This is a genomic window from Aequorivita xiaoshiensis (assembly GCF_022008395.1).
GTDB lineage: Bacteria > Bacteroidota > Bacteroidia > Flavobacteriales > Flavobacteriaceae > Aequorivita > Aequorivita xiaoshiensis.
Genome location: NZ_JAIRBB010000001.1, coordinates 177252 through 196394 on the forward strand (window position 1 = coordinate 177252; position 19143 = coordinate 196394).

The window sequence follows — 19143 nt, forward strand, 5'->3', positions numbered from 1 at the left end:
TTTTCAGTTATTTAATTAGATTATTTTGTATATTTACTAATCAACATAAAATCTCTTGCCATGAAAAAAATTACTTTATTTGCCGCACTCCTCGTTAGTGTTGTAACTTTTTCTCAAATAGCAAGTACTAGCTTTGAAGAGCCAGAGGTATTTGCTGGGAAGTACACAGATACAGGCGACCCCAATGTTGCACACGACTTGATTAACAATGCCAATGAACCTCTTGTCAACTTTACAAGTACCGGGATTGAGCTTGGTTTTAAAGCCTCATATATTCCATATGAAACTCCAGGAGTTGGTTCTACCGATGGAGATTACGTTGGTGTAACCAAAACTAAACCTTCATCAACCGTAACTTTTACAGATGGTGCTAACGGGTATAGAATGAGTGATACCGATGGGAACTTTATTTTAAAGTTTGACGAAGTTGATTTATCGGGTGTAGCTGCACCTGTGGTTTTTGTTGATTTTCTTTTATCTATTAATAGTAATCCTACCAAAGGGAATTATGAAGGTGACGGAACTATTAACGAATCTGGTCACGATAGACTTAGAATCTTTGTGAAGGATTTAACCAATCAAGTTGAAATTGATTTATTCAATTCAACAGGAAGCAATCTTGACGACTTCGTTCCCTTCGACTCTTCCATTGGCGAATATTTACTTCAATGGCAAACCGTAGAAGCGCAATTATCTCCGGATACTATTGTACAATTGGTTATTGAAGGAAGAAATAATGCTACCTCAGAATCGTTTTGGTTTGATAATATTGTTTTTGATGGCGCGATAGGTGTAAAAGATTTTTCAAAGTATAAAGCCAACATTTACCCGAATCCTGCAGAGAAAGGATATATCTACATAACATCGAATGTGAATGAAAATAAAAAAATCACCATCTATGATATATTAGGTAAAGAAATACTATCAACAACAATAAAAGGCGATAGGCTTGATATATCTAATTTAAACAGCGGTGTTTATATTTTGAATATTGAACAAGGAAAGAACTCCACTACTAAAAAGCTTATCGTTAGATAAAGCTACGGGAATTGAACTTTTAAAGCTCTTGTTATGGCAAGGGCTTTTTTATTTATCTATTTTTGAAAAAATTTACTCTCTTAATAATATGCTCGAAAAGGAAATTTTCAATATCACTTCTCCCAAAGAATTTGAGAAAATTGCATTGGATGTCTTCCGCTTTCAATATGAAAATATAGAGGTATATCAAAAGTTTTGTAAATACCTAAATATAAACTCTTCAGAAGTAAAATCTTTAAAAGAAATTCCGTTTCTTCCTATTCAGTTTTTCAAAAGCCACAAGATAATTGCTACAAACTCAATTGAAGAAACAGTATTTACAAGTAGTGGAACTACTGGAAGTATCACGAGTAAGCATTATGTTGGAAGTTTAAAATTGTACGAAACAAGTTTCTTAAAGGCTTTTAAAAATCAATACGGAAATCCAGAAGATTATACCATATTGGCCCTTCTTCCCTCATATTTGGAGCGAGAAGGATCTTCCCTTATTTATATGGTAGAAGATTTAATTAACAAGAGTAACAATCCTAAAAGCGGTTTCTACCTTTATGAAACTGATAAACTAATTGAGAAGCTTGAGTTTCTAGAACAAAGAGAGCAAAAAACAATTCTTATAGGTGTGTCTTACGCTTTGTTGGATTTAATTGAAAAAAGAAAATTTCAATTAAAGAATACTATTGTTATGGAAACAGGAGGCATGAAAGGCAGAAGGAAAGAAATGATAAAAGAGGAGTTACACCAAATCTTAAAAAATGGCTTTGGAGTAGAAAAAATTCACAGTGAATACGGGATGACTGAATTACTTTCACAGGCGTATTCTGTAGGGGATGGTGTTTTTTCTTGTCCGCCTTGGATGAAAATTTTAACTCGCGACACTGAAGATGCGCTTACCTATACCATTGAAAAAACCGGAGGTATAAATGTAATCGATCTTGCCAATCTTTACTCCTGTTCCTTTATTGCCACACAAGACTTAGGGAAGACTTTTCATGACGATACCTTCGAAGTTATAGGACGTTTCGACAACAGCGATGTGCGTGGTTGTAACCTGATGGTTTTTTAATTATTTTTTAACATTATTTTATTATATGCAAACGTAAGTAACTCTAAAACGTTACGACATATCCTCTATGAAAAAGTGATGATTTTTCATAATTTGGTTGGTTAGTTAATCTGAAAATCCCCGTGCATTCAATGCAGGGGATTTTTAATTTTGTAGAATTAACTCAAACCGTTTAGAGTTTATACCACTTTTATAATAAAGTAATTTTTCTTACCTCTTTGTAAAAGAACAAATTGATTGTTAATTAAATCGTTTTCAGTAACAGTAAAGTTGTCTGAAACTTTTTCTTTGTTAACTGAAATTGAATTTTCTTTTAAAGCGCGACGAGCTTCACCATTGGATTTTAAAAACCCTGTTTTTTCAGCTAATGCGCCGATAATGTCTACTCCATTTTTAATGTCTTCCTTAGAGATTTCAGCTTGAGGCACTCCGTCGAAAACATCAAGAAATGTTTGCTCATTTAATTGTTTTAGATCTTCTGAAGTAGATTTACCAAACAAAATTTCTGAAGCTTTTACTGCATTTTCAAACTCTTCTTCACTGTGCACTGTAGTTGTAACTTCTTGAGCCAATCTTTTCTGAAGCAAACGCATATGTGGTGCTTCTCTATGTTCAGCAATTATAGCCTCAATAGTCTTTTTATCTAAGAACGTGAAAACCTTAATGTATTTTTCAGCATCTTCATCACTAGTATTTAACCAATATTGGTAAAATTTGTAAGGTGACGTTTTATTAGCGTCAAGCCAAACATTGCCGCCTTCACTTTTTCCAAATTTAGTTCCATCGCTCTTTGTTATCAACGGACACGTAAGAGCGAAGCCTTTTGTATTGTCCATCCTTCTTAAAAGCTCGGTTCCAGTTGTAATATTTCCCCATTGATCGCTACCTCCCATTTGTAAGGTACAGTCTAAATTTCTGTTCAAATGAACAAAATCATATCCCTGAATCAATTGGTAAGTAAATTCTGTAAACGATAGACCATCGGCACTCTCACCGCTCAATCTAGTTTTTACAGAATCTTTAGCCATCATATAATTTACGGTGATATGCTTACCTACGTTACGAATAAAATCTAGGAAAGAAAATTCTTTTATCCAATCGTAATTGTTAACAAGCACAGCTTGATTTTCAGCTCCAGAAGTAAAATCTAGGAATTGTGATAGTTGATTTCTAACACCTTCTTGATTCCTTTTTAAGGTTTCTTCATCTAGCAAATTTCGTTCGCTACTCTTCATTGAAGGATCCCCAATCATTCCTGTAGCCCCACCAACTAGAGCAACAGGTCTATGTCCGCAACGTTGATAAAAAGACAAAAGCATAATAGGAACAAGATTCCCAATGTGTAACGAATCTGCAGTTGGGTCAAATCCAACATACGCAGAACGCATGGTTTCCATAAGGTGCTCTTCAGTTTCTGGCATTACATCGTGTATCATGCCTCGCCATTGTAGTTCTTCAACGAAATTTTTTAGCTTCATTTTGTATTTTTTTTGTACAGTGCTTTGTTGCGGAATTTAAGGGTGCAAAGATACGTTTATCATTTAAAGATTCAATGTTCAAGATTTATAATTTGAATTAGTTATGTTACAATAAGCATGTAGAAAGCTATTCACTTCGAAAACTAACAGCAAATATTTATTATACAAGAAGCTGTTTTCCTTTTAAAAGGTTGTTTCAATTGTACTATAAACATAAATGAAATTGAATTTCGAATTCGAATTCCTTTTGACTATTTTAGCTTTATGATTTTAGTTACTGGTGGTACAGGTTTAGTAGGCTCACATCTTTTATATTTTCTTTTACAGGAAAATGAAAAAGTGCGAGCAATTCACAGAGCGAAAAGCGATTTAAACTCTGTAAAAAAAATCTTTTCCTTATACACATCTGAAGCTGATTCACTTTACAATAAAATCGAGTGGGTAGAAGCAAATGTAAACGATATTCCTGCACTAACAGAAGCTTTTAAAAATATCACACGTGTTTATCATTGTGCCGCAATAATCAGCTTCGACTCTTCAGAATACAAACTTCTCAAAAAAGTAAATATTGAAGGCACAGCCAATATTGTAAATCTTTCTCTTGCAAACGATGTAAAGAAGTTATGTTATGTGAGTTCAGTTTCTACCTTAGTTAGCAATATAATTGATAGTTTTATCTCTGAAGAAACTCCATGGAATTCTGATGAGAAAAACAGCGTTTACGCTATTACCAAATACGGTGCCGAAATGGAAGTATGGCGTGGTACTCAGGAAGGCTTGGATGCCGTAATAGTTAATCCCGGAGTAATCCTCGGTACTTCCCCAAATAATGATGGTAGCGGAGTTATAGTAGGTTTAGGCGCAAAAGGAATTCCTTTTTACCCTAGTGGATCGATGGGGATTGTAGACATAAAAGACGTAGTGCGCGCAATGATTTTCTTGATGAATTCTGCGGTTAAGAATGAACAGTATATTGTAGTAGGTAAAAACATTACTTTTAAAGAATTGTTATCCAAATTAGCTGTACTATTTGAAAAAAAACCACCAACAAAGAAACTTTCTAAAGGAATTATGTTATTTATTAGCGGAATAGACTGGCTACTGAATAAGCTTTTTAACACCAAGAGAAAAGTTGTAAAAGCTAATGTCTTGTCTATGTTTACCAATACTGCCTACAATACAGATAAACTAAGAGATCAATTCGATTTTAAGTACACTCCAACCGATGAAACACTAAAAAGAATTGTAACTGAAATTAAGCAAGCATCAATTTAAACTGTCGACTTTATTAGCCGATTTTAATCTTTCACTAATACTATCTCTTCTCGCCCTATCTAACTTAATAATGCTATCCATTTCTTCCCGCATAGATAATAAATCACTTTCTACTTTTTGAATCATTATCATATAACTATTTATATCGGAAGCATAATACGCATTACTTTTTGCAAACTGCAAACTATCAATTTGATACTTAGCATAAATCATAGAATCTATTTTTATACCTTTTGAAATAATCGCCTTGTTATTTACACTTCTAGCCGCATTAATTAGATAAGTTTCCTTAAGAATATCAATCATTTTATCTTTAGCAATGAGGTTTTCAGGCTTTTCAGGTATATTAACATCCTGACAGCCCAAAGCACTTATAACGACAAATATTAAAATGAGTGATTGTTTCATTATCTATTAAAAGTAAGTCTTTCTGGGTTGCTTTTGTTTGGAAATTTTGAGTTTTCGTAAACTACAATACCATTCACTAAGGTATGAGTAACCCGTGATTTAAAGATTTTCCCATCAAAAGGTGACCAACCACATTTATAAAGAATATTTTCTTTTTTTACATTCCAAGGTGAATTCAAATCAACAAGAACTAAATCGGCTTTGTAACCTTCGCGAATAAAACCACGTTCTTTTATTTGAAACAATATCGCCGGATTATGAGCTGTCTTCTCAACAATTTTCTCAAGAGATATTTTTCCTTGGTGATATAGCTCCAACAAAGCTACTAATGCGTGTTGCACTAATGGTCCCCCTGAAGGCGCGTTTAAATAGTTGTTGTTTTTCTCTTCTAAGGTATGTGGCGCATGGTCTGTTGCGATTACATCTATGCGATCATCCAAAAGTGCTTTTAGCAATCCATCCTTATCCTTTTGAGTTTTTACAGCAGGATTCCATTTAATTTTTGTGCCTTTGCTTTTATAATCCTCATCTGTAAACCATAAGTGATGCACACAAACTTCGGCTGTAATTTTCTTTTCTGCCAATGGCTTTTTATTGCTAAAGAGATGGGTTTCTTTTTCTGTTGAAACGTGAAATACATGAAGTCTTGCTCCAGTTTTTTGGGCGAGTTTTATTGCTCTAGATGATGAAATATAACAAGCCTCCTCACTTCTAATTTTTGGATGCATTTCAATTGAAATATCCTCACCGTATTCGGCTTTATATTTTTCTAAATTTTGTTTGATAGTTTCTTCATCCTCACAATGTGCAGAAATTAGCAAGTTTGTTTTGCTGAAAATTTCTTCTAATATTTTTGGATCGTCTACCAACATATTTCCTGTTGAAGAACCAAGAAACAGTTTTAACCCTGCAACTTTTTTAGGGTCTACTTTTAGAATTTCTTCCAAGTTATTGTTTGTTCCACCAAACATAAACGAATAATTAGCCCAAGAAGTTTTAGAAGCTATCTCAAACTTTTCTTCCAGCAAATCGATCGTTGTAGCTTGAGGCACTGTGTTTGGCATTTCGATAAATGAAGTAATACCTCCAGCAACTGCGGCTTTAGACTCAGTTTCAATATTTGCTTTATGTGTTAACCCTGGTTCTCTAAAATGTACTTGGTCATCAATCATCCCTGGCAATAAATAGCTCCCGTCAGCATCAATAATTTTAGTGTCGGCAGTTTTCATACTAATTGTTTCCGACACCTCCGTAATTCGTCCATCATTTATAAGCACATCGCCTTTAAAGATTTTCCCTTCATTTACAATATTCGCATTCTTAATTAAAACTGCTTTCATTGAATTTTTTTCTATTAAATACACTTTTGAGTTTCATTGCAATTACACCAAAAATAGCTTCAGAAATTATTCCTGAACTCATTTTTGATTCGCCTTTTGTTCTATCGGTAAAAATTACCGGTACTTCTGTTATTTTAAAATTACTTAGGTGGACCTTAAACTTCATTTCAATTTGAAATGCGTATCCCACAAAACGTATGTTGTTCAGATTTATTTTTTGCAGTACTTCTCTTTTATAACAAATAAAACCAGCCGTAGTATCATAAATATCTACTCCCATGATAAGACGTACATATTTTGAAGCTAACCAAGAAAGCAAAACTCTGCTCATTGGCCAATTTACCACGTTTACACCAGTAACATACCTCGAACCGATAGCCATATCGTTACCGTCTTTATGGCAAGCATTGTACAAGCGAATTAAATCGTTTGGATTATGCGAAAAATCGGCATCCATCTCAAAGATATAATCGTAATTATTAGCTAATCCCCATTTAAACCCTGCAATATATGCCGAACCTAAACCTTTTTTCTTTGTACGTTTTAAAATAAAGAGTTTTTCGGGGTAAGTATCAAAATTTGCTTCTACCACTTGTCCTGTACCGTCAGGGGAGTTGTCATCCACAACCAAAACGTGAAATTCGCGCTGTAACGAAAATATAGTGCGTAAAAGTCGCTCTATATTTTCAATTTCATTGTAGGTTGGCACCACCACTAACGCCTTAGACATACTGCAATTTTAGCGCAAATGTACCCTTTTTTGTTCAAATAATTGTGAAGATAATTCTATTTGACGCTTTAATCTGAAACTATAATTTACCGTACCTTTGCTAAAAATTTATTGCGTGGAAATTAGCGAAAGAATAATAATCTCTTCAGATTGGGCTACATTTTTGCTTGTTGGCTGCTTCGCTCTATTTGCCGTTGCAAAATATTTTTATCCACGTAGATTTCAAGAGTTCTCTTTACTCCCGATTACCAATCAATATTTCTTTGTACACGGAAAAAGTGATGAGTTAAAACATCCTTTCAACATGCTGTTATTTGTAACGCAAATAATAAGTGTTTCTATTTTCGCTTACATATTGTACACCGTATTCAATCCTTCTGAGGCTCAGAACAATAAGTGGCTTTTTGTGCAAATTTGCACTGCTTATAGTTTGTTTGTTTTAATTAAATTTTCATTAGAAAAAATTATAGCGAACATCTTTTCATTAGACGTGATTATCAACAATTATTTGTATCAAAAACTTAGTTATCGCAACTATCTGGGTATTTTATTCTTTATTGGCAATTTATTCTTCCTTTATATTTACCCACCAACAGCTACTTCAATACTCATCTTTACCTTTATTCTACTAGTGTTAAACGCTATTGTACTGTTATACAGTTATAAAAAAAATGGAGATTTAATATTAGGTAATTTCTTATATTTTATTTTGTATCTTTGCGCACTTGAAATAGCACCATATATAATCCTTTATAAATTGTTTATTTAAATCGGATTTTGTCTCATTAAAAAATCGTAATTCCTTATGAAAGTGAAAACTATTTTGGTTTCCCAGCCTGAGCCTAAAATTGAAAACTCGCCTTATTTTGACCTTATTGAGAGGCAAAAGGTAAAAATAGATTTCGTTCCTTTCATTCACGTTGAAGGCGTTTCTAGTAAAGAAGTCCGCACTCAAAAGGTTGATCTTACAAAATACACGGCTTTAATTCTTACAAGTCGAAATTCTGTAGATCATTTTTTTCGTATTGCAGAAGAGCTTAGATTCAAAGTTCCAGATTCTATGAAATATTTTTGTCAGAGTGAGGCGGTAGCCTACTACCTACAAAAATATGTGGTTTATAGAAAGAGAAAAATATATGTTGGTCAAAGAACTTTTCAAGAACTAGCTCCTCTTATTAAGAAGTATAAGAATGAAAAATTCTTATTACCTACATCAGACAAATTAAAACCTGAAGTGCCAGCGGTTCTAAATGAACTTAAAGTAGATTGGAAAGAAGCAACTTTTTACAAAACAGTAATTAGCGATTTATCTAATCTTCGCGATGTTTATTACGATATCTTGGTATTCTTTAGCCCTAGCGGAATAGAATCATTATTCGAAAACTTCCCAGATTTTAAGCAAAACAACACTCGTATTGCTGTTTTCGGGAATACTACAGTAAAAGCGGCTACTGAGTTAGGCTTACGCGTAGACATACAAGCTCCAACACCTGAAACACCATCTATGACTATGGCATTGGAGAAATATATAAAAGAAGTTAATAATAAGAAATAGTATTACTTCGATTAATTGCAAAAAAAAGGCTTACCAAATGGTAAGCCTTTTTTGTATCTGTATATTTCAATAGTTATTCTGAAGCTGGAGCACCTGATAAAATCTCATCATTAGCATAGGCTTCGAACTTTGAGAAGTTCTCTTTAAATGAATTTGAAAGTTCTTTAGCCTGAATATCATAAGCTTTTTTGTTCTTCCAAGTATCTTTCGGATTTAAGATTTCAGAAGGCACATTAGGGCAAGATTTAGGCATCATTAAGTTGAAGATTGGATGTTTTTCAAACTCAACACCTTTTAATTCACCTTCTAGTGCTGCAGCAATCATTGCACGAGTGTACTTTAATTTCATTCTGTTTCCAACTCCGTAAGGACCACCAGTCCATCCAGTGTTTATCAACCAAACATTCACACCAGAATCCTTCATCTTCTTACTTAACATTTCTGCATATTCTGTAGGGTGAAGTGGCATAAAAGGCGCACCAAAACAAGCTGAGAAGCTCGGTGTTGGCTCGTTAATCCCTTCTTCAGTACCAGCAACCTTTGCAGTGTATCCACTAATAAAGTGGTAAGCAGCTTGTCCTGGAGTTAATTTTGAAATTGGAGGTAAAACACCAAAAGCATCAGCCGTTAAGAAGAAAATATTCTTCGGGTTTTCACCCATAGAAGGCTTCTGAATATTATTAATATGGTAAATAGGATAACTTACACGCGTGTTTTGTGTGATAGTTGTATCGGCAAAATCTACTTCGCCTTTATCATTCATCACAACGTTTTCTAGAATAGCCCCAGGCTTAATTGCGTTGTAAATATCTGGTTCGTTTTCTTGAGAAAGGTTAATAACCTTTGCGTAACATCCACCTTCAAAGTTGAAGATCTTGTTATCTGCTGTCCAACCGTGCTCATCATCACCAATCAATCTGCGCTCTGGATCTGCAGAAAGTGTAGTTTTTCCTGTTCCTGAAAGACCAAAGAAAATAGCTGTTTCACCATCTTCTCCTACATTGGCAGAACAGTGCATTGGCATGGTATTTTTGTAAACAGGAAGTATAAAGTTAAGAGCAGAGAAAATCCCCTTCTTAATTTCACCTGTGTACCCAGTACCACCAATAAGTGCAATCTTTTTTGTAAAGTTTAAGATAGCAAAATTGTGCTGACGTGTTCCATCAACTTCAGGGTCTGCCATAAATCCTGGTGCATTTACAATTAACCACTCTGGATCAAAGCTAGCAAGTTCTTCATCTGTAGGACGAAGAAACATATTGTGAGCAAACATATTAGACCATGGAGTCTCAGTAATTACACGGATGTTAAGTTTGTAATCTTCTTCTGCACAAGCATAGCTATCGCGAACATATACATCTTTACCAGAAAGGTAATCTGTAACCTTGTCGTAAAGCGCGTCAAACATACTTGGTGGAAATGGAATATTTATATTTCCCCACCATACTTTATCACGAGTTACATCGTCTTTTACAATAAACCTGTCTTTTGGAGATCTCCCTGTGAATTCCCCAGTATTAACAGCTAGGGCACCCGTGCTAGATTCCTTCCCCTGGCCCTTTTGTAAAGTTTCCTCGTGAAGTTCTTGAGATGAAAGTTGATACTTAACATTTGCGTTTTTGATTCCATATTCATCTATGGAAATCGTTTTTTTAGTTTGGTTATTACCCACCATAACTTGTTTTAGTTTTTTGAAGTGTACAAAAATAACAATTCTTATACAGACTTCTGAATTTAAAATAAATTTATCGCTTCTTTAACGTTAAAATTCCAAATGCTAACAAAATCCAGCCTACCATAAACATTAAACCACCAATAGGAGTAATAAAACCTATAACCGATGTATCAAATGATAGAATTTCATTCATAGACAATAAATATATAGACCCTGAGAAAAATATAATGCCCGTAATAAATAACCAAAATATTTTCTTTTTTAGCTGCTGCGGTATTAAAGGAACTAGTCCTAAAAATAAAATTGCAAGGCCATGATACATTTGATAACGCACTCCAACTTCAAAAGTTATGAGAGATGATGAATTTAACACTTCCTTTAAACTATGCGCTCCGAATGCTCCAATACCAATGGTAATCGCTAAAATGATCGAGGCTGTTGCAGCTACATTTTTATCAAAAACTGTCATTTTTAAAATTTGGAATTAGTAATTTCGTCCTTCTTAAATAAACTTCAAAGTTAACAAAAAAACTCTCCCAATGAGAAACATATTAATAATAGGTGCAGGAAGATCAGCAACAAGTTTAATTCGGTATTTGCTAGACAAAAGTGAAGAAGAAAATCTTTTTATAACCATTGGTGACATTTCAGTACAATCTGCAAAGAAGTTAATTCAAAATCACCCAAATGCAAAAGGGATATTACTAGATGTTTTTAATGACGCACAACGAAAAGAAGCTGTAAAAAACAGTGATATAGTAATCTCAATGTTACCAGCTCGCTATCATATAGAAGTAGCTAAAGACTGTTTAGCGCTTGGAAAAAATATGGTTACTGCTTCATATGTGAGCAAAGAAATGCAAGCTCTTAACCCTAAAGCTGAGGCAAAAGGTCTAATTTTTATGAATGAAATAGGTCTTGACCCTGGTGTTGACCATATGAGTGCGATGCAAATAATAGACAGAATTAGAGCAAAAGGTGGTAAAATGCTTCTTTTTGAATCGTTTTGCGGTGGATTAATTGCTCCAGAAAGTGATGATAACCTGTGGAATTATAAATTTACTTGGAATCCGAGAAATGTAGTTTTAGCTGGTCAAGGTGGCGCGGCTGAATTTATTCAGGAAGGAAAGTATAAATACATTCCTTATCACAGACTTTTCCGTAGAACCGAATTTATCAATATTGAAGGCTATGGAAAATTTGAGGTGTTGGCAAACAGAAACTCACTGCAATATCAATCTGTTTATGGACTTGAAGATATTCTTACTTTATATCGCGGAACTATAAGAAGAGTTGGATTTAGCAAAGCTTGGAATATGTTTGTTCAACTTGGAATGACAGATGACACTTACACCATCCCAGACTCTGAAAACTTAACGTATCGTGATTTCGTGAATTTATTCTTAGCTTATTCTCCAACAGATTCAGTTGAACTTAAGCTTCGCTATGCATTAAAAATCGATCAAGACGATTTAATGTGGGAAAAACTTGAGGAATTAGACATTTTCAACGATAAGAAAACTATTGGTATTAAGAATGCTACCCCTGCCATGGCTCTTCAAAAAATATTGGAGGAAAAATGGACTTTATCTGAAGAAGATAAAGATATGATTGTAATGTACCACAAGTTTGGTTATGAACTAAATGGGGAAAAGCATCAAATTGACAGTCATATGACTTTAATTGGTGAAGATCAAACTCATACCGCCATGGCAAAGACAGTAGGATTACCTGTTGCCATCGCCGCCATAAAAATTCTTAACGGTGAAATTACTACACCTGGAGTTCAGCGCCCTATTGCTAAAGAGGTTTATGAACCAATCTTAAAAGAACTTGAGGATCACGGTGTAATTTTTAAGGAGGAAGAAGTGAAATATTTAGGTTATAACCCAGAAAACCTTCATTTAGGATAATCACTTAATCTAAAGCTATAAAGCATAAAAGCCTGCATTTCTGCAGGCTTTTATTATTTATATATAGTTTGATATTAATCTCTATTAAGAAATATTGAGATAAAATATAACAAGGTTGCTAAAGACCCAATTGCAGCTACTACATAAGTTCTAGCCGCCCATTTTAAAGCATCTTTTGCACCTTCGTGTTCTTGTGGCGTGACCATATTATTAGTTTCCAACCAAACTAAAGCTCTTTTACTAGCGTCAAATTCCACCGGAAGTGTAATAAATGCAAAGGCAGTAGTCACTGCAAATAAGGCTATACCAATCCCAAACACCCAAGTTCCTAAAGCAGAACCAGTGGCAAATAAAATTAGCCCAGCCATAATCACAAAATTGGATAATTTACTAGAAACACTTACAGCGGGAACAATTTTAGAACGTAGTTGCAACCAACTATATGCTGTAGCATGTTGTACCGCGTGACCGCATTCATGAGCAGCTACAGCCGCAGCCGCCGCATTCCGTTGCATATAAACTGGTTCACTTAGATTAATTGTTTTATCTGCCGGATTGTAGTGATCTGTTAACTGTCCCGCAACCGAGATAACTCTTACATCTGTAATTCCATTATCGGCAAGCATTTTTTCAGCGATTTCTTTACCGCTCATCCCATTTTGAAGATGAATCTTGCTATATTTTTTAAACTTACTTTTTAGTTTATTGCTAACATACCAGCTTACCAAAAAGATAAGGCCAGCAATTACATAATATCCCATCATAACTTTAATGTTTTAGGTTTGTTTATTTCTTTTTCTATAACTTTTATTACTTGTGCTTTGTAAATCTACTTCGTAATTCTACAAGACACAAAGTTTTCAAAAACAATATATCAAAAAACGTGCAAAAAATTATCCTACAATATTTACAATTTTTCCAGGTACAATTATCACCTTTTTAGGCGTACGACCCTCTAAATATTGAGCTGTTTTCTCGTGTGACATTACGGCAGATTCTATTTCGTCTTTCGTTAAATCTAAAGAAAGCTCTAAGGTAAAGCGCATTTTACCATTAAATGATATAGGATACTCTTTACTGCTTTCAACCAAATGTTTTTCATCAAATTTTGGAAAGGATACTGTAGCAATACTTTCAGAATGACCTAATTTACTCCAAAGCTCTTCTGCAATATGTGGGGCATAAGGTGAAATTAGAACAGCTAAAGGTTCTAATACTTCTCTAGAATTACATTTTTGGGCTGAAAGCTCATTCACCGCAATCATAAAAGATGAAACTGAAGTATTAAAACTAAAGCTTTCAATGTCTTCTTCTACTTTCTTTATTGTTTTATGCAGGGTTTTCATACTGTCTTTTGACGCTGCATCTTCAGAAACATTAAAACTCTCATCTGCACCAGAGTGATACAGTTTCCACAATTTTTTAAGGAAACCGTGTACTCCTGTAATTCCTGCAGTATTCCAAGGTTTTGCTTGTTCTAGAGGTCCGAGAAACATTTCGTACATCCTTAATGTATCAGCTCCGTACTGCTCGCAAATATCATCGGGATTAACTACATTGTATTTAGACTTAGACATTTTCTCTACCTCTCGAGAAACTTTGAAAGTCCCATCTTCCTCAGTTATAAATTCTGCATTTTTGAACTCTTCACGCCAATTTTTAAAAGCATTGATATTCAATTCGTTTTGAATGTTTACTAGTGAAACATCTGCGTGAATTGACTGTGTTTGATAATCCTTTGCCAAGGAAGCAGTAACAAATCTGTTTTCCCCTTCGATTCTATGAACAAAAGCACTTTCACCCAAAATCATTCCTTGGTTAATAAGCTTTTTAAATGGTTCTTCTACAGGCACCAATCCGCGATCCTTCATAAACTTCACCCAAAAGCGACTGTATAATAAATGTCCTGTTGCGTGTTCGCTACCCCCTATATACAAGTCTACATTTTGCCAGTAATCCATAGCTTCTTTAGATGCGAAAACCTCGTTGCGTTTGGCATCTTCCATATAACGGAAAAAGTACCAGCTACTCCCGGCCCACCCAGGCATAGTATTCAACTCAAGAGGGAAAATAGTTTTATTATCTACAAGTTTAATACTAACCACAGCAGATCTTTCTGTATCCCAAGCCCAATTCTCAGCTCGTCCTAAAGGCGGCTCGCCTTCTTCGGTTGGCAGATATTTTTCAACTTCAGGAAGGTGCAGCGGTAAGCATTCAGTTGGTACTGCTTGCGGCATTCCATCTTTGTAGTAAATAGGGAATGGCTCTCCCCAATATCTTTGTCGGCTAAAAACTGCATCGCGTAAACGGTAGTTAATTTTACCTTCACCTACTCCTTTATCTTCTAAAGCGGCGATGATTTTTTCTGTTGCTTGTTTATAATTTAAGTCGTTTAAGAAATCACTATTTGTGATAACTGTATTTTCTTTATCGGAATACGCTTCCTCTGAAATATCTACCCCTTTAAAAATATTCGGAATCGGTAAGTTGAAGTGTTTCGCGAAATCGTAATCACGTTGGTCTCCACATGGGACACTCATTACAGCGCCAGTACCGTATCCAGCCAATACATAATCCCCAATCCAAATAGGAATTGCCTCCTCTGAAAATGGATGTTTTGCATAAGCTCCTGTAAAAACTCCTGTGATGGTTTTTACATCTGCCATACGCTCACGTTCACTGCGTTTTGCTGTAACAGCTATGTAATTTTCAACTGCTTCTTTTTGTTTAGCAGTCGTAATTTTTGAAACTAATTCGTGTTCAGGCGCCAATACCATAAAACTCACACCGAAAATTGTATCGGGACGAGTTGTAAACACTGGGATTTCAAATTGTGAGTTTTCTCCTGACCCTGAACTCATAACCTTAAACTTAACAGAAGCTCCTTTACTTCTCCCAATCCAATTGGTTTGAGAATCTTTTAAAGGCTGTGGCCAATCGATATCCTTAAGACCGTCTAACAAGCGTTGTGCATATGCAGTAATTCGCATACTCCACTGCTTCATCTTTTTTCGAACTACTGGATACCCTCCGCGTTCAGAAACACCATTTACAATTTCGTCATTCGCCAAAACAGTCCCTAACTCAGGACACCAATTTACTTCTGTTTCAGCTAAATATGTAAGCCTGTATTTTAAAAGGATTTCTTGTTTCTTAGTTTCAGAAAACTCTTTCCATTGTTCTGAAGTGAAAATCTCAACATCTTCGTCACAAACTGCATTTACATTCTTGTTTCCTTCAGCAGAAAACACATCTTGTAATGCTTCGATAGAACGGGCTTTGTCCACATCGTTATCATACCAGCTTTCAAAAAGTTGTAAGAAAATCCATTGTGTCCATTTGTAATATTCAGGGTTGGAAGTACGAACTTCACGACTCCAATCGAATGAAAAGCCAATTCTATCTAATTGTTTTCGGTAGCCTTCAATTTCATTTCCATTTTTATCAACTCCTCCTTCAATATTCACCTTTGTTGTTTCCGCTGGATGTTGTCCTGTTTGAATTGCATACTGTTCTGCCGGAAGTCCGAAAGAATCATACCCCATCGGGTGCAAGACGTTAAAACCTTGATGACGCTTAAATCTCGAGTAAACATCACTAGCAATATAACCAAGCGGATGTCCTACGTGAAGTCCAGCTCCAGAAGGATAAGGAAACATATCCAAAACATAGTATTTTGGCTTTCCACTGCTATTTTCAGCTTTAAAAGTTTGGTTTTTGGCCCAATATTCTTGCCACTTTGTTTCTATTTCGTTGAAGTGATATTTGCTCATTCTATTAGTTTCAAGTAAAAAAATAGCCCCTTGTTTATGTTCAGGAGATTGGGCACAAATTTACTGCTATTGTACGAAAGTCAAAACTTTAAACGTTGTTTAGTGCAAGATGCAAAATTACTTGTATTTTTACGGCAAAATTCTACAAACCCTATGAGTGCTTCTTTTGAAAAATATCAAAAACGCAGATTGATTTCTTCCTACTTTTCAGTAGTAATTAGTATATCACTAGTGCTATTTCTATTGGGATTACTGGGATTGTTAGTTTTAAATTCTAAAAAAGTAGCAGACTACTTTAAAGAACAGATTGCAATTACTGTCTTCCTTAAAGACAGCGCCAAAGAAGTTGAAATTACTCAGCTCAAACAAAGTTTGGCTTTGGCAGAGTATACCAAAAGCGCTGAATTTGTTTCAAAAGAAGACGCTGCCAAGGAACACCAAGAGACTTTAGGTGAGAATTTTATAGAATATTTGGGCGAAAACCCACTTCAAAATAGTATTGACGTTTACATTTTAGCCGATTACGTGACGCCACAAAAAATGGAAGAAATCACTACAGAGCTGAAAGAAAAAGGTTTTGTAGACGATGTTATATACGACAAACCCTTAATCGCACAACTTACCGACAACGTAAAGCGCATCAGCTTTTGGATTTTAGTGATTAGCGGTATTTTTACATTTATAGCAGTTTTACTAATAAATAGCAGCATTCGTCTAAGTATTTACGCAAAGAGGTTTACAATTAAAACAATGCAAATGGTAGGTGCTACCAAAAAGTTTATTCGGAAGCCATTTGTATGGAAAAGTGTACGTTTAGGAGTTATTGGTGCCATTGTAGCTATGATTGGAATGGGATTGGTGCTGTATTACTTAAACGAAAGCTTCCCACAACTTCAACTATTAGGCGATAAAATTATGCTAGCAAGTTTATTCGTCTTCATCTTTTTGATGGGAGTCTTAATTACTTGGATAAGCACTTTTATTGCTACGCAACGATTCTTAAACTTAAGAACTGACGATTTGTATTATTAGCGATGAGTGATGAGTGATGAGTGAGAGTGAGAGTGAGAGTGAAAATTAAAAATTTTTAAAAATGGGAGAGAAAAAGAATAAAGAAGGGTTTAAGCCAGACTTTGTGTTTGAACGTAAAAATTACATGTTTATGCTTATTGGCATTGCATTTATCGCATTGGGATTTATTTTAATGACTGGCGGTGGAAGTGATGACCCAAATGTTTTTAATCCCGAAATTTATAGTTGGAGAAGAATCCGTTTAGCTCCTGCCTTAGTCCTAATAGGATTTGCAATAGAAGTTTACGCCATATTATTAAAACCTGATACCAAAGACCAGAATTAGTGGATTATCTAGACGCAATTATTCTTGGAGCAATCCAAGGATTTACTGAATTTTTACCTGTTTCTTCAAGTGGACATCTTGAATTAGGAAAAGCAATATTAGGGGATACATCAGTTCCTGAAGAAAGTTTACTTTTTACTGTTATTCTTCACTTCGCTACGGCTTTAAGCACTATTGTGGTGTTTAGAAAAGATATCATTGAAATTGTTTCAGGGCTATTTAAATTTCAATGGAACGAAGAAACTCAATTCATAACAAAAATTGTTCTTTCAATGATTCCAGCTGTTGTAATCGGCTTACTTTTTGAAAAAGAATTAGAATCATTTTTTGGCGGAAGTATTGCTTTTGTAGGGGCTATGCTAATTGTTACAGCAGTACTTTTATGGTTCGCCGATCTTGCTAAAAACACTGGAAAACCTGTAACATTCAAAGACTCAATTATTATTGGAGTTGCTCAAGCAATTGCTATGCTACCCGGTATATCTCGTAGTGGGGCTACAATCTCTACTTCAGTTTTATTAGGAAACGACAAGTCTAAAGCCGCTAGATTTTCATTTTTAATGGTTGTTCCATTAATTTTTGGGAAAATTGCAAAGGATCTATTAAGCGGCGATATTACAACGCAAAGCACTAATTTCGGAACTTTAAGTGTCGGATTTATTGCAGCGTTTATCTGCGGGCTTATAGCTTGTACTTGGATGATATCCTTAGTTAAAAAGAGTAAACTACGTTATTTTTCAATCTACTGTGTGATAGTTGGTATTATTGCAATAGTAACCAGCTTATATTTATAAATGACAGGAGAAGATTATAAAGAAGGCCAAGTGATATTAATTGACAAGCCACTGGAATGGACATCATTTCAAGCGGTAAACAAAGTGCGTTGGTTAATTAAAAAATCTTTCGGATTTAAGAAAATTAAAGTCGGTCATGCCGGTACTTTAGACCCGTTAGCAACTGGGCTGTTAATAATTTGTTCGGGGAAATTTACAAAGAAAATTGACACTTTTCAAGCTCAAGAAAAAGAGTACACAGGGACTTTCACTCTAGGAGCTACTACACCCAGCTACGACTTAGAAACTGAAATAAACAAGAATTTCGATATTTCCGGAATCACTTCAGAACAAATACACGAGGCAACTAAGCAATTTATAGGTGAAATTAAGCAGCAACCTCCAGTATTTTCAGCCTTGAAGAAAGACGGAAAACGTCTTTATGAATTTGCTAGAAATGGCGAGGAAGTTGAAATTCCTTTTAGAAAAATAACAATTTCAGAGTTTGAAATAACAAGAATAGACCTCCCGAATATAGACTTTAGAGTGGTTTGCAGTAAAGGCACTTACATCCGGTCTCTAGCTAACGATTTTGGCAAGGCTCTTAACAATGGTGCTCATCTATCTGCATTGCGCAGAACGAAGATTGGTGATTTTTCTGTAGCCAATGCTATAAGCATCTCAGACTTCGAAACTTCGCTTCCTAGTTAAAATATCTCTAATAGTACCCTAATTTTCAAGTGTTTTGTGGAATTTTGTATAAAA

At 34.9% G+C, this 19143-nt stretch carries 18 protein-coding genes; 10 read left to right on the plus strand and 8 right to left on the minus strand.

The features are described 5' to 3' along the window. Positions 1–60 precede the first annotated feature (60 nt). On the plus strand, positions 61–1038 hold the full coding sequence (locus K8344_RS00805; RefSeq protein WP_237606361.1) for a T9SS type A sorting domain-containing protein: 978 nt from the start codon (positions 61–63) through the stop codon (positions 1036–1038). 88 nt (positions 1039–1126) lie between these two features. Then, positions 1127–2101, plus strand: a complete 975-nt coding sequence (locus K8344_RS00810) for a LuxE/PaaK family acyltransferase (protein WP_237606362.1) — start codon at positions 1127–1129, stop codon at positions 2099–2101. A 179-nt stretch (positions 2102–2280) separates the two neighbouring features. On the opposite strand, the gene tyrS is transcribed toward K8344_RS00810, so the two are convergent. Beyond that, a complete protein-coding gene (tyrS, locus tag K8344_RS00815) occupies positions 2281–3579 on the minus strand; it encodes a tyrosine--tRNA ligase (RefSeq protein ID WP_237606363.1) in 1299 nt (432 codons plus the stop codon). 264 nt (positions 3580–3843) lie between these two features. Between tyrS and K8344_RS00820 the strand changes: the two genes are divergently transcribed. Then, positions 3844–4854 carry an NAD-dependent epimerase/dehydratase family protein gene (locus K8344_RS00820; RefSeq protein WP_237606364.1) on the plus strand — a complete coding sequence of 337 codons (1011 nt, stop codon included), beginning with the start codon at positions 3844–3846 and terminating at the stop codon, positions 4852–4854. Here the strand turns inward: K8344_RS00820 and K8344_RS00825 are convergent. Genes K8344_RS00825 through K8344_RS00835 form a run of 3 tightly spaced genes read right to left on the minus strand, consistent with a single transcriptional unit; the run spans position 4846 to position 7332 of the window. Beyond that, on the minus strand, positions 4846–5262 hold the full coding sequence (locus tag K8344_RS00825; protein ID WP_237606365.1) for a DUF4296 domain-containing protein: 417 nt from the start codon (positions 5260–5262) through the stop codon (positions 4846–4848). The two genes, K8344_RS00820 and K8344_RS00825, sit on opposite strands and share 9 nt — an antisense overlap. Next, the gene (locus K8344_RS00830) at positions 5262–6602 is read right to left on the minus strand and encodes a dihydroorotase (RefSeq protein ID WP_237606366.1); all 1341 of its coding nucleotides are present in this window, start codon (positions 6600–6602) and stop codon (positions 5262–5264) included. Before K8344_RS00830 ends, K8344_RS00825 begins: the two co-directional genes overlap by 1 nt. After that, the gene (locus K8344_RS00835; RefSeq protein ID WP_237606368.1) at positions 6583–7332 is read right to left on the minus strand and encodes a polyprenol monophosphomannose synthase; all 750 of its coding nucleotides are present in this window, start codon (positions 7330–7332) and stop codon (positions 6583–6585) included. Before K8344_RS00835 ends, K8344_RS00830 begins: the two co-directional genes overlap by 20 nt. 115 nt (positions 7333–7447) lie before the next feature. On the opposite strand from K8344_RS00835, the gene K8344_RS00840 reads away from it, so the two are divergent. Next, on the plus strand, positions 7448–8101 hold the full coding sequence (locus tag K8344_RS00840) for a DUF4271 domain-containing protein (protein ID WP_237606369.1): 654 nt from the start codon (positions 7448–7450) through the stop codon (positions 8099–8101). Between the two features lie 36 nt (positions 8102–8137). Further along, on the plus strand, positions 8138–8887 hold the full coding sequence (locus K8344_RS00845) for a uroporphyrinogen-III synthase (protein WP_139853896.1): 750 nt from the start codon (positions 8138–8140) through the stop codon (positions 8885–8887). 73 nt (positions 8888–8960) lie between these two features. Here K8344_RS00845 and pckA read toward each other — a convergent pair whose 3' ends face one another. Continuing rightward, positions 8961–10562: a phosphoenolpyruvate carboxykinase (ATP) gene (pckA, locus tag K8344_RS00850; protein WP_237606370.1), complete on the minus strand. Its 1602-nt coding sequence runs from the start codon at positions 10560–10562 to the stop codon at positions 8961–8963. 70 nt (positions 10563–10632) lie between these two features. Further along, positions 10633–11031: a DUF423 domain-containing protein gene (locus K8344_RS00855; protein WP_237606371.1), complete on the minus strand. Its 399-nt coding sequence runs from the start codon at positions 11029–11031 to the stop codon at positions 10633–10635. A 70-nt stretch (positions 11032–11101) separates the two neighbouring features. Between K8344_RS00855 and K8344_RS00860 the strand changes: the two genes are divergently transcribed. Continuing rightward, on the plus strand, positions 11102–12475 hold the full coding sequence (locus K8344_RS00860) for a saccharopine dehydrogenase family protein (RefSeq protein ID WP_237606372.1): 1374 nt from the start codon (positions 11102–11104) through the stop codon (positions 12473–12475). Between the two features lie 74 nt (positions 12476–12549). Here K8344_RS00860 and K8344_RS00865 read toward each other — a convergent pair whose 3' ends face one another. Together K8344_RS00865 and leuS are read right to left on the minus strand one after the other, a co-directional pair. Next, complete coding sequence (locus K8344_RS00865; RefSeq protein WP_237606373.1) at positions 12550–13239, minus strand: zinc metallopeptidase; 690 nt, start codon at positions 13237–13239, stop codon at positions 12550–12552. Between the two features lie 129 nt (positions 13240–13368). Next, positions 13369–16248 carry a leucine--tRNA ligase gene (leuS, locus tag K8344_RS00870; RefSeq protein WP_237606374.1) on the minus strand — a complete coding sequence of 960 codons (2880 nt, stop codon included), beginning with the start codon at positions 16246–16248 and terminating at the stop codon, positions 13369–13371. A gap of 153 nt (positions 16249–16401) precedes the next feature. Between leuS and K8344_RS00875 the strand changes: the two genes are divergently transcribed. The 4 genes from K8344_RS00875 (at position 16402) to truB (ending at position 19089) form a co-directional block, all read left to right on the plus strand. After that, a complete protein-coding gene (locus K8344_RS00875) occupies positions 16402–17280 on the plus strand; it encodes a cell division protein FtsX (protein WP_237606854.1) in 879 nt (292 codons plus the stop codon). A 61-nt stretch (positions 17281–17341) separates the two neighbouring features. After that, positions 17342–17605: a DUF3098 domain-containing protein gene (locus K8344_RS00880; protein WP_237606375.1), complete on the plus strand. Its 264-nt coding sequence runs from the start codon at positions 17342–17344 to the stop codon at positions 17603–17605. Continuing rightward, complete coding sequence (locus K8344_RS00885) at positions 17605–18399, plus strand: undecaprenyl-diphosphate phosphatase (RefSeq protein WP_237606377.1); 795 nt, start codon at positions 17605–17607, stop codon at positions 18397–18399. The genes K8344_RS00880 and K8344_RS00885 overlap by 1 nt, the downstream gene beginning before the upstream one ends. Then, positions 18400–19089: a tRNA pseudouridine(55) synthase TruB gene (truB, locus tag K8344_RS00890; protein ID WP_237606378.1), complete on the plus strand. Its 690-nt coding sequence runs from the start codon at positions 18400–18402 to the stop codon at positions 19087–19089. Positions 19090–19143 lie beyond the last annotated feature (54 nt).

Bases quoted from the DNA above. Each gene is read 5' to 3' on its own strand.
- K8344_RS00855 (WP_237606371.1), bottom strand. From the start codon at position 11,031: ATGACAGTTTTTGATAAAAATGTAGCTGCAACAGCCTCGATCATTTTA.
- tyrS (WP_237606363.1), bottom strand. From the start codon at position 3,579: ATGAAGCTAAAAAATTTCGTTGAAGAACTACAATGGCGAGGCATGATA.
- K8344_RS00845 (WP_139853896.1), top strand. From the start codon at position 8,138: ATGAAAGTGAAAACTATTTTGGTTTCCCAGCCTGAGCCTAAAATTGAA.
- K8344_RS00830 (WP_237606366.1), bottom strand. From the start codon at position 6,602: ATGAAAGCAGTTTTAATTAAGAATGCGAATATTGTAAATGAAGGGAAA.
- K8344_RS00860 (WP_237606372.1), top strand. From the start codon at position 11,102: ATGAGAAACATATTAATAATAGGTGCAGGAAGATCAGCAACAAGTTTA.
- pckA (WP_237606370.1), bottom strand. From the start codon at position 10,562: ATGGTGGGTAATAACCAAACTAAAAAAACGATTTCCATAGATGAATAT.
- K8344_RS00820 (WP_237606364.1), top strand. From the start codon at position 3,844: ATGATTTTAGTTACTGGTGGTACAGGTTTAGTAGGCTCACATCTTTTA.
- leuS (WP_237606374.1), bottom strand. From the start codon at position 16,248: ATGAGCAAATATCACTTCAACGAAATAGAAACAAAGTGGCAAGAATAT.
- K8344_RS00875 (WP_237606854.1), top strand. From the start codon at position 16,402: ATGAGTGCTTCTTTTGAAAAATATCAAAAACGCAGATTGATTTCTTCC.
- K8344_RS00865 (WP_237606373.1), bottom strand. From the start codon at position 13,239: ATGATGGGATATTATGTAATTGCTGGCCTTATCTTTTTGGTAAGCTGG.
- K8344_RS00835 (WP_237606368.1), bottom strand. From the start codon at position 7,332: ATGTCTAAGGCGTTAGTGGTGGTGCCAACCTACAATGAAATTGAAAAT.
- truB (WP_237606378.1), top strand. From the start codon at position 18,400: ATGACAGGAGAAGATTATAAAGAAGGCCAAGTGATATTAATTGACAAG.
- K8344_RS00805 (WP_237606361.1), top strand. From the start codon at position 61: ATGAAAAAAATTACTTTATTTGCCGCACTCCTCGTTAGTGTTGTAACT.
- K8344_RS00880 (WP_237606375.1), top strand. From the start codon at position 17,342: ATGGGAGAGAAAAAGAATAAAGAAGGGTTTAAGCCAGACTTTGTGTTT.
- K8344_RS00825 (WP_237606365.1), bottom strand. From the start codon at position 5,262: ATGAAACAATCACTCATTTTAATATTTGTCGTTATAAGTGCTTTGGGC.
- K8344_RS00810 (WP_237606362.1), top strand. From the start codon at position 1,127: ATGCTCGAAAAGGAAATTTTCAATATCACTTCTCCCAAAGAATTTGAG.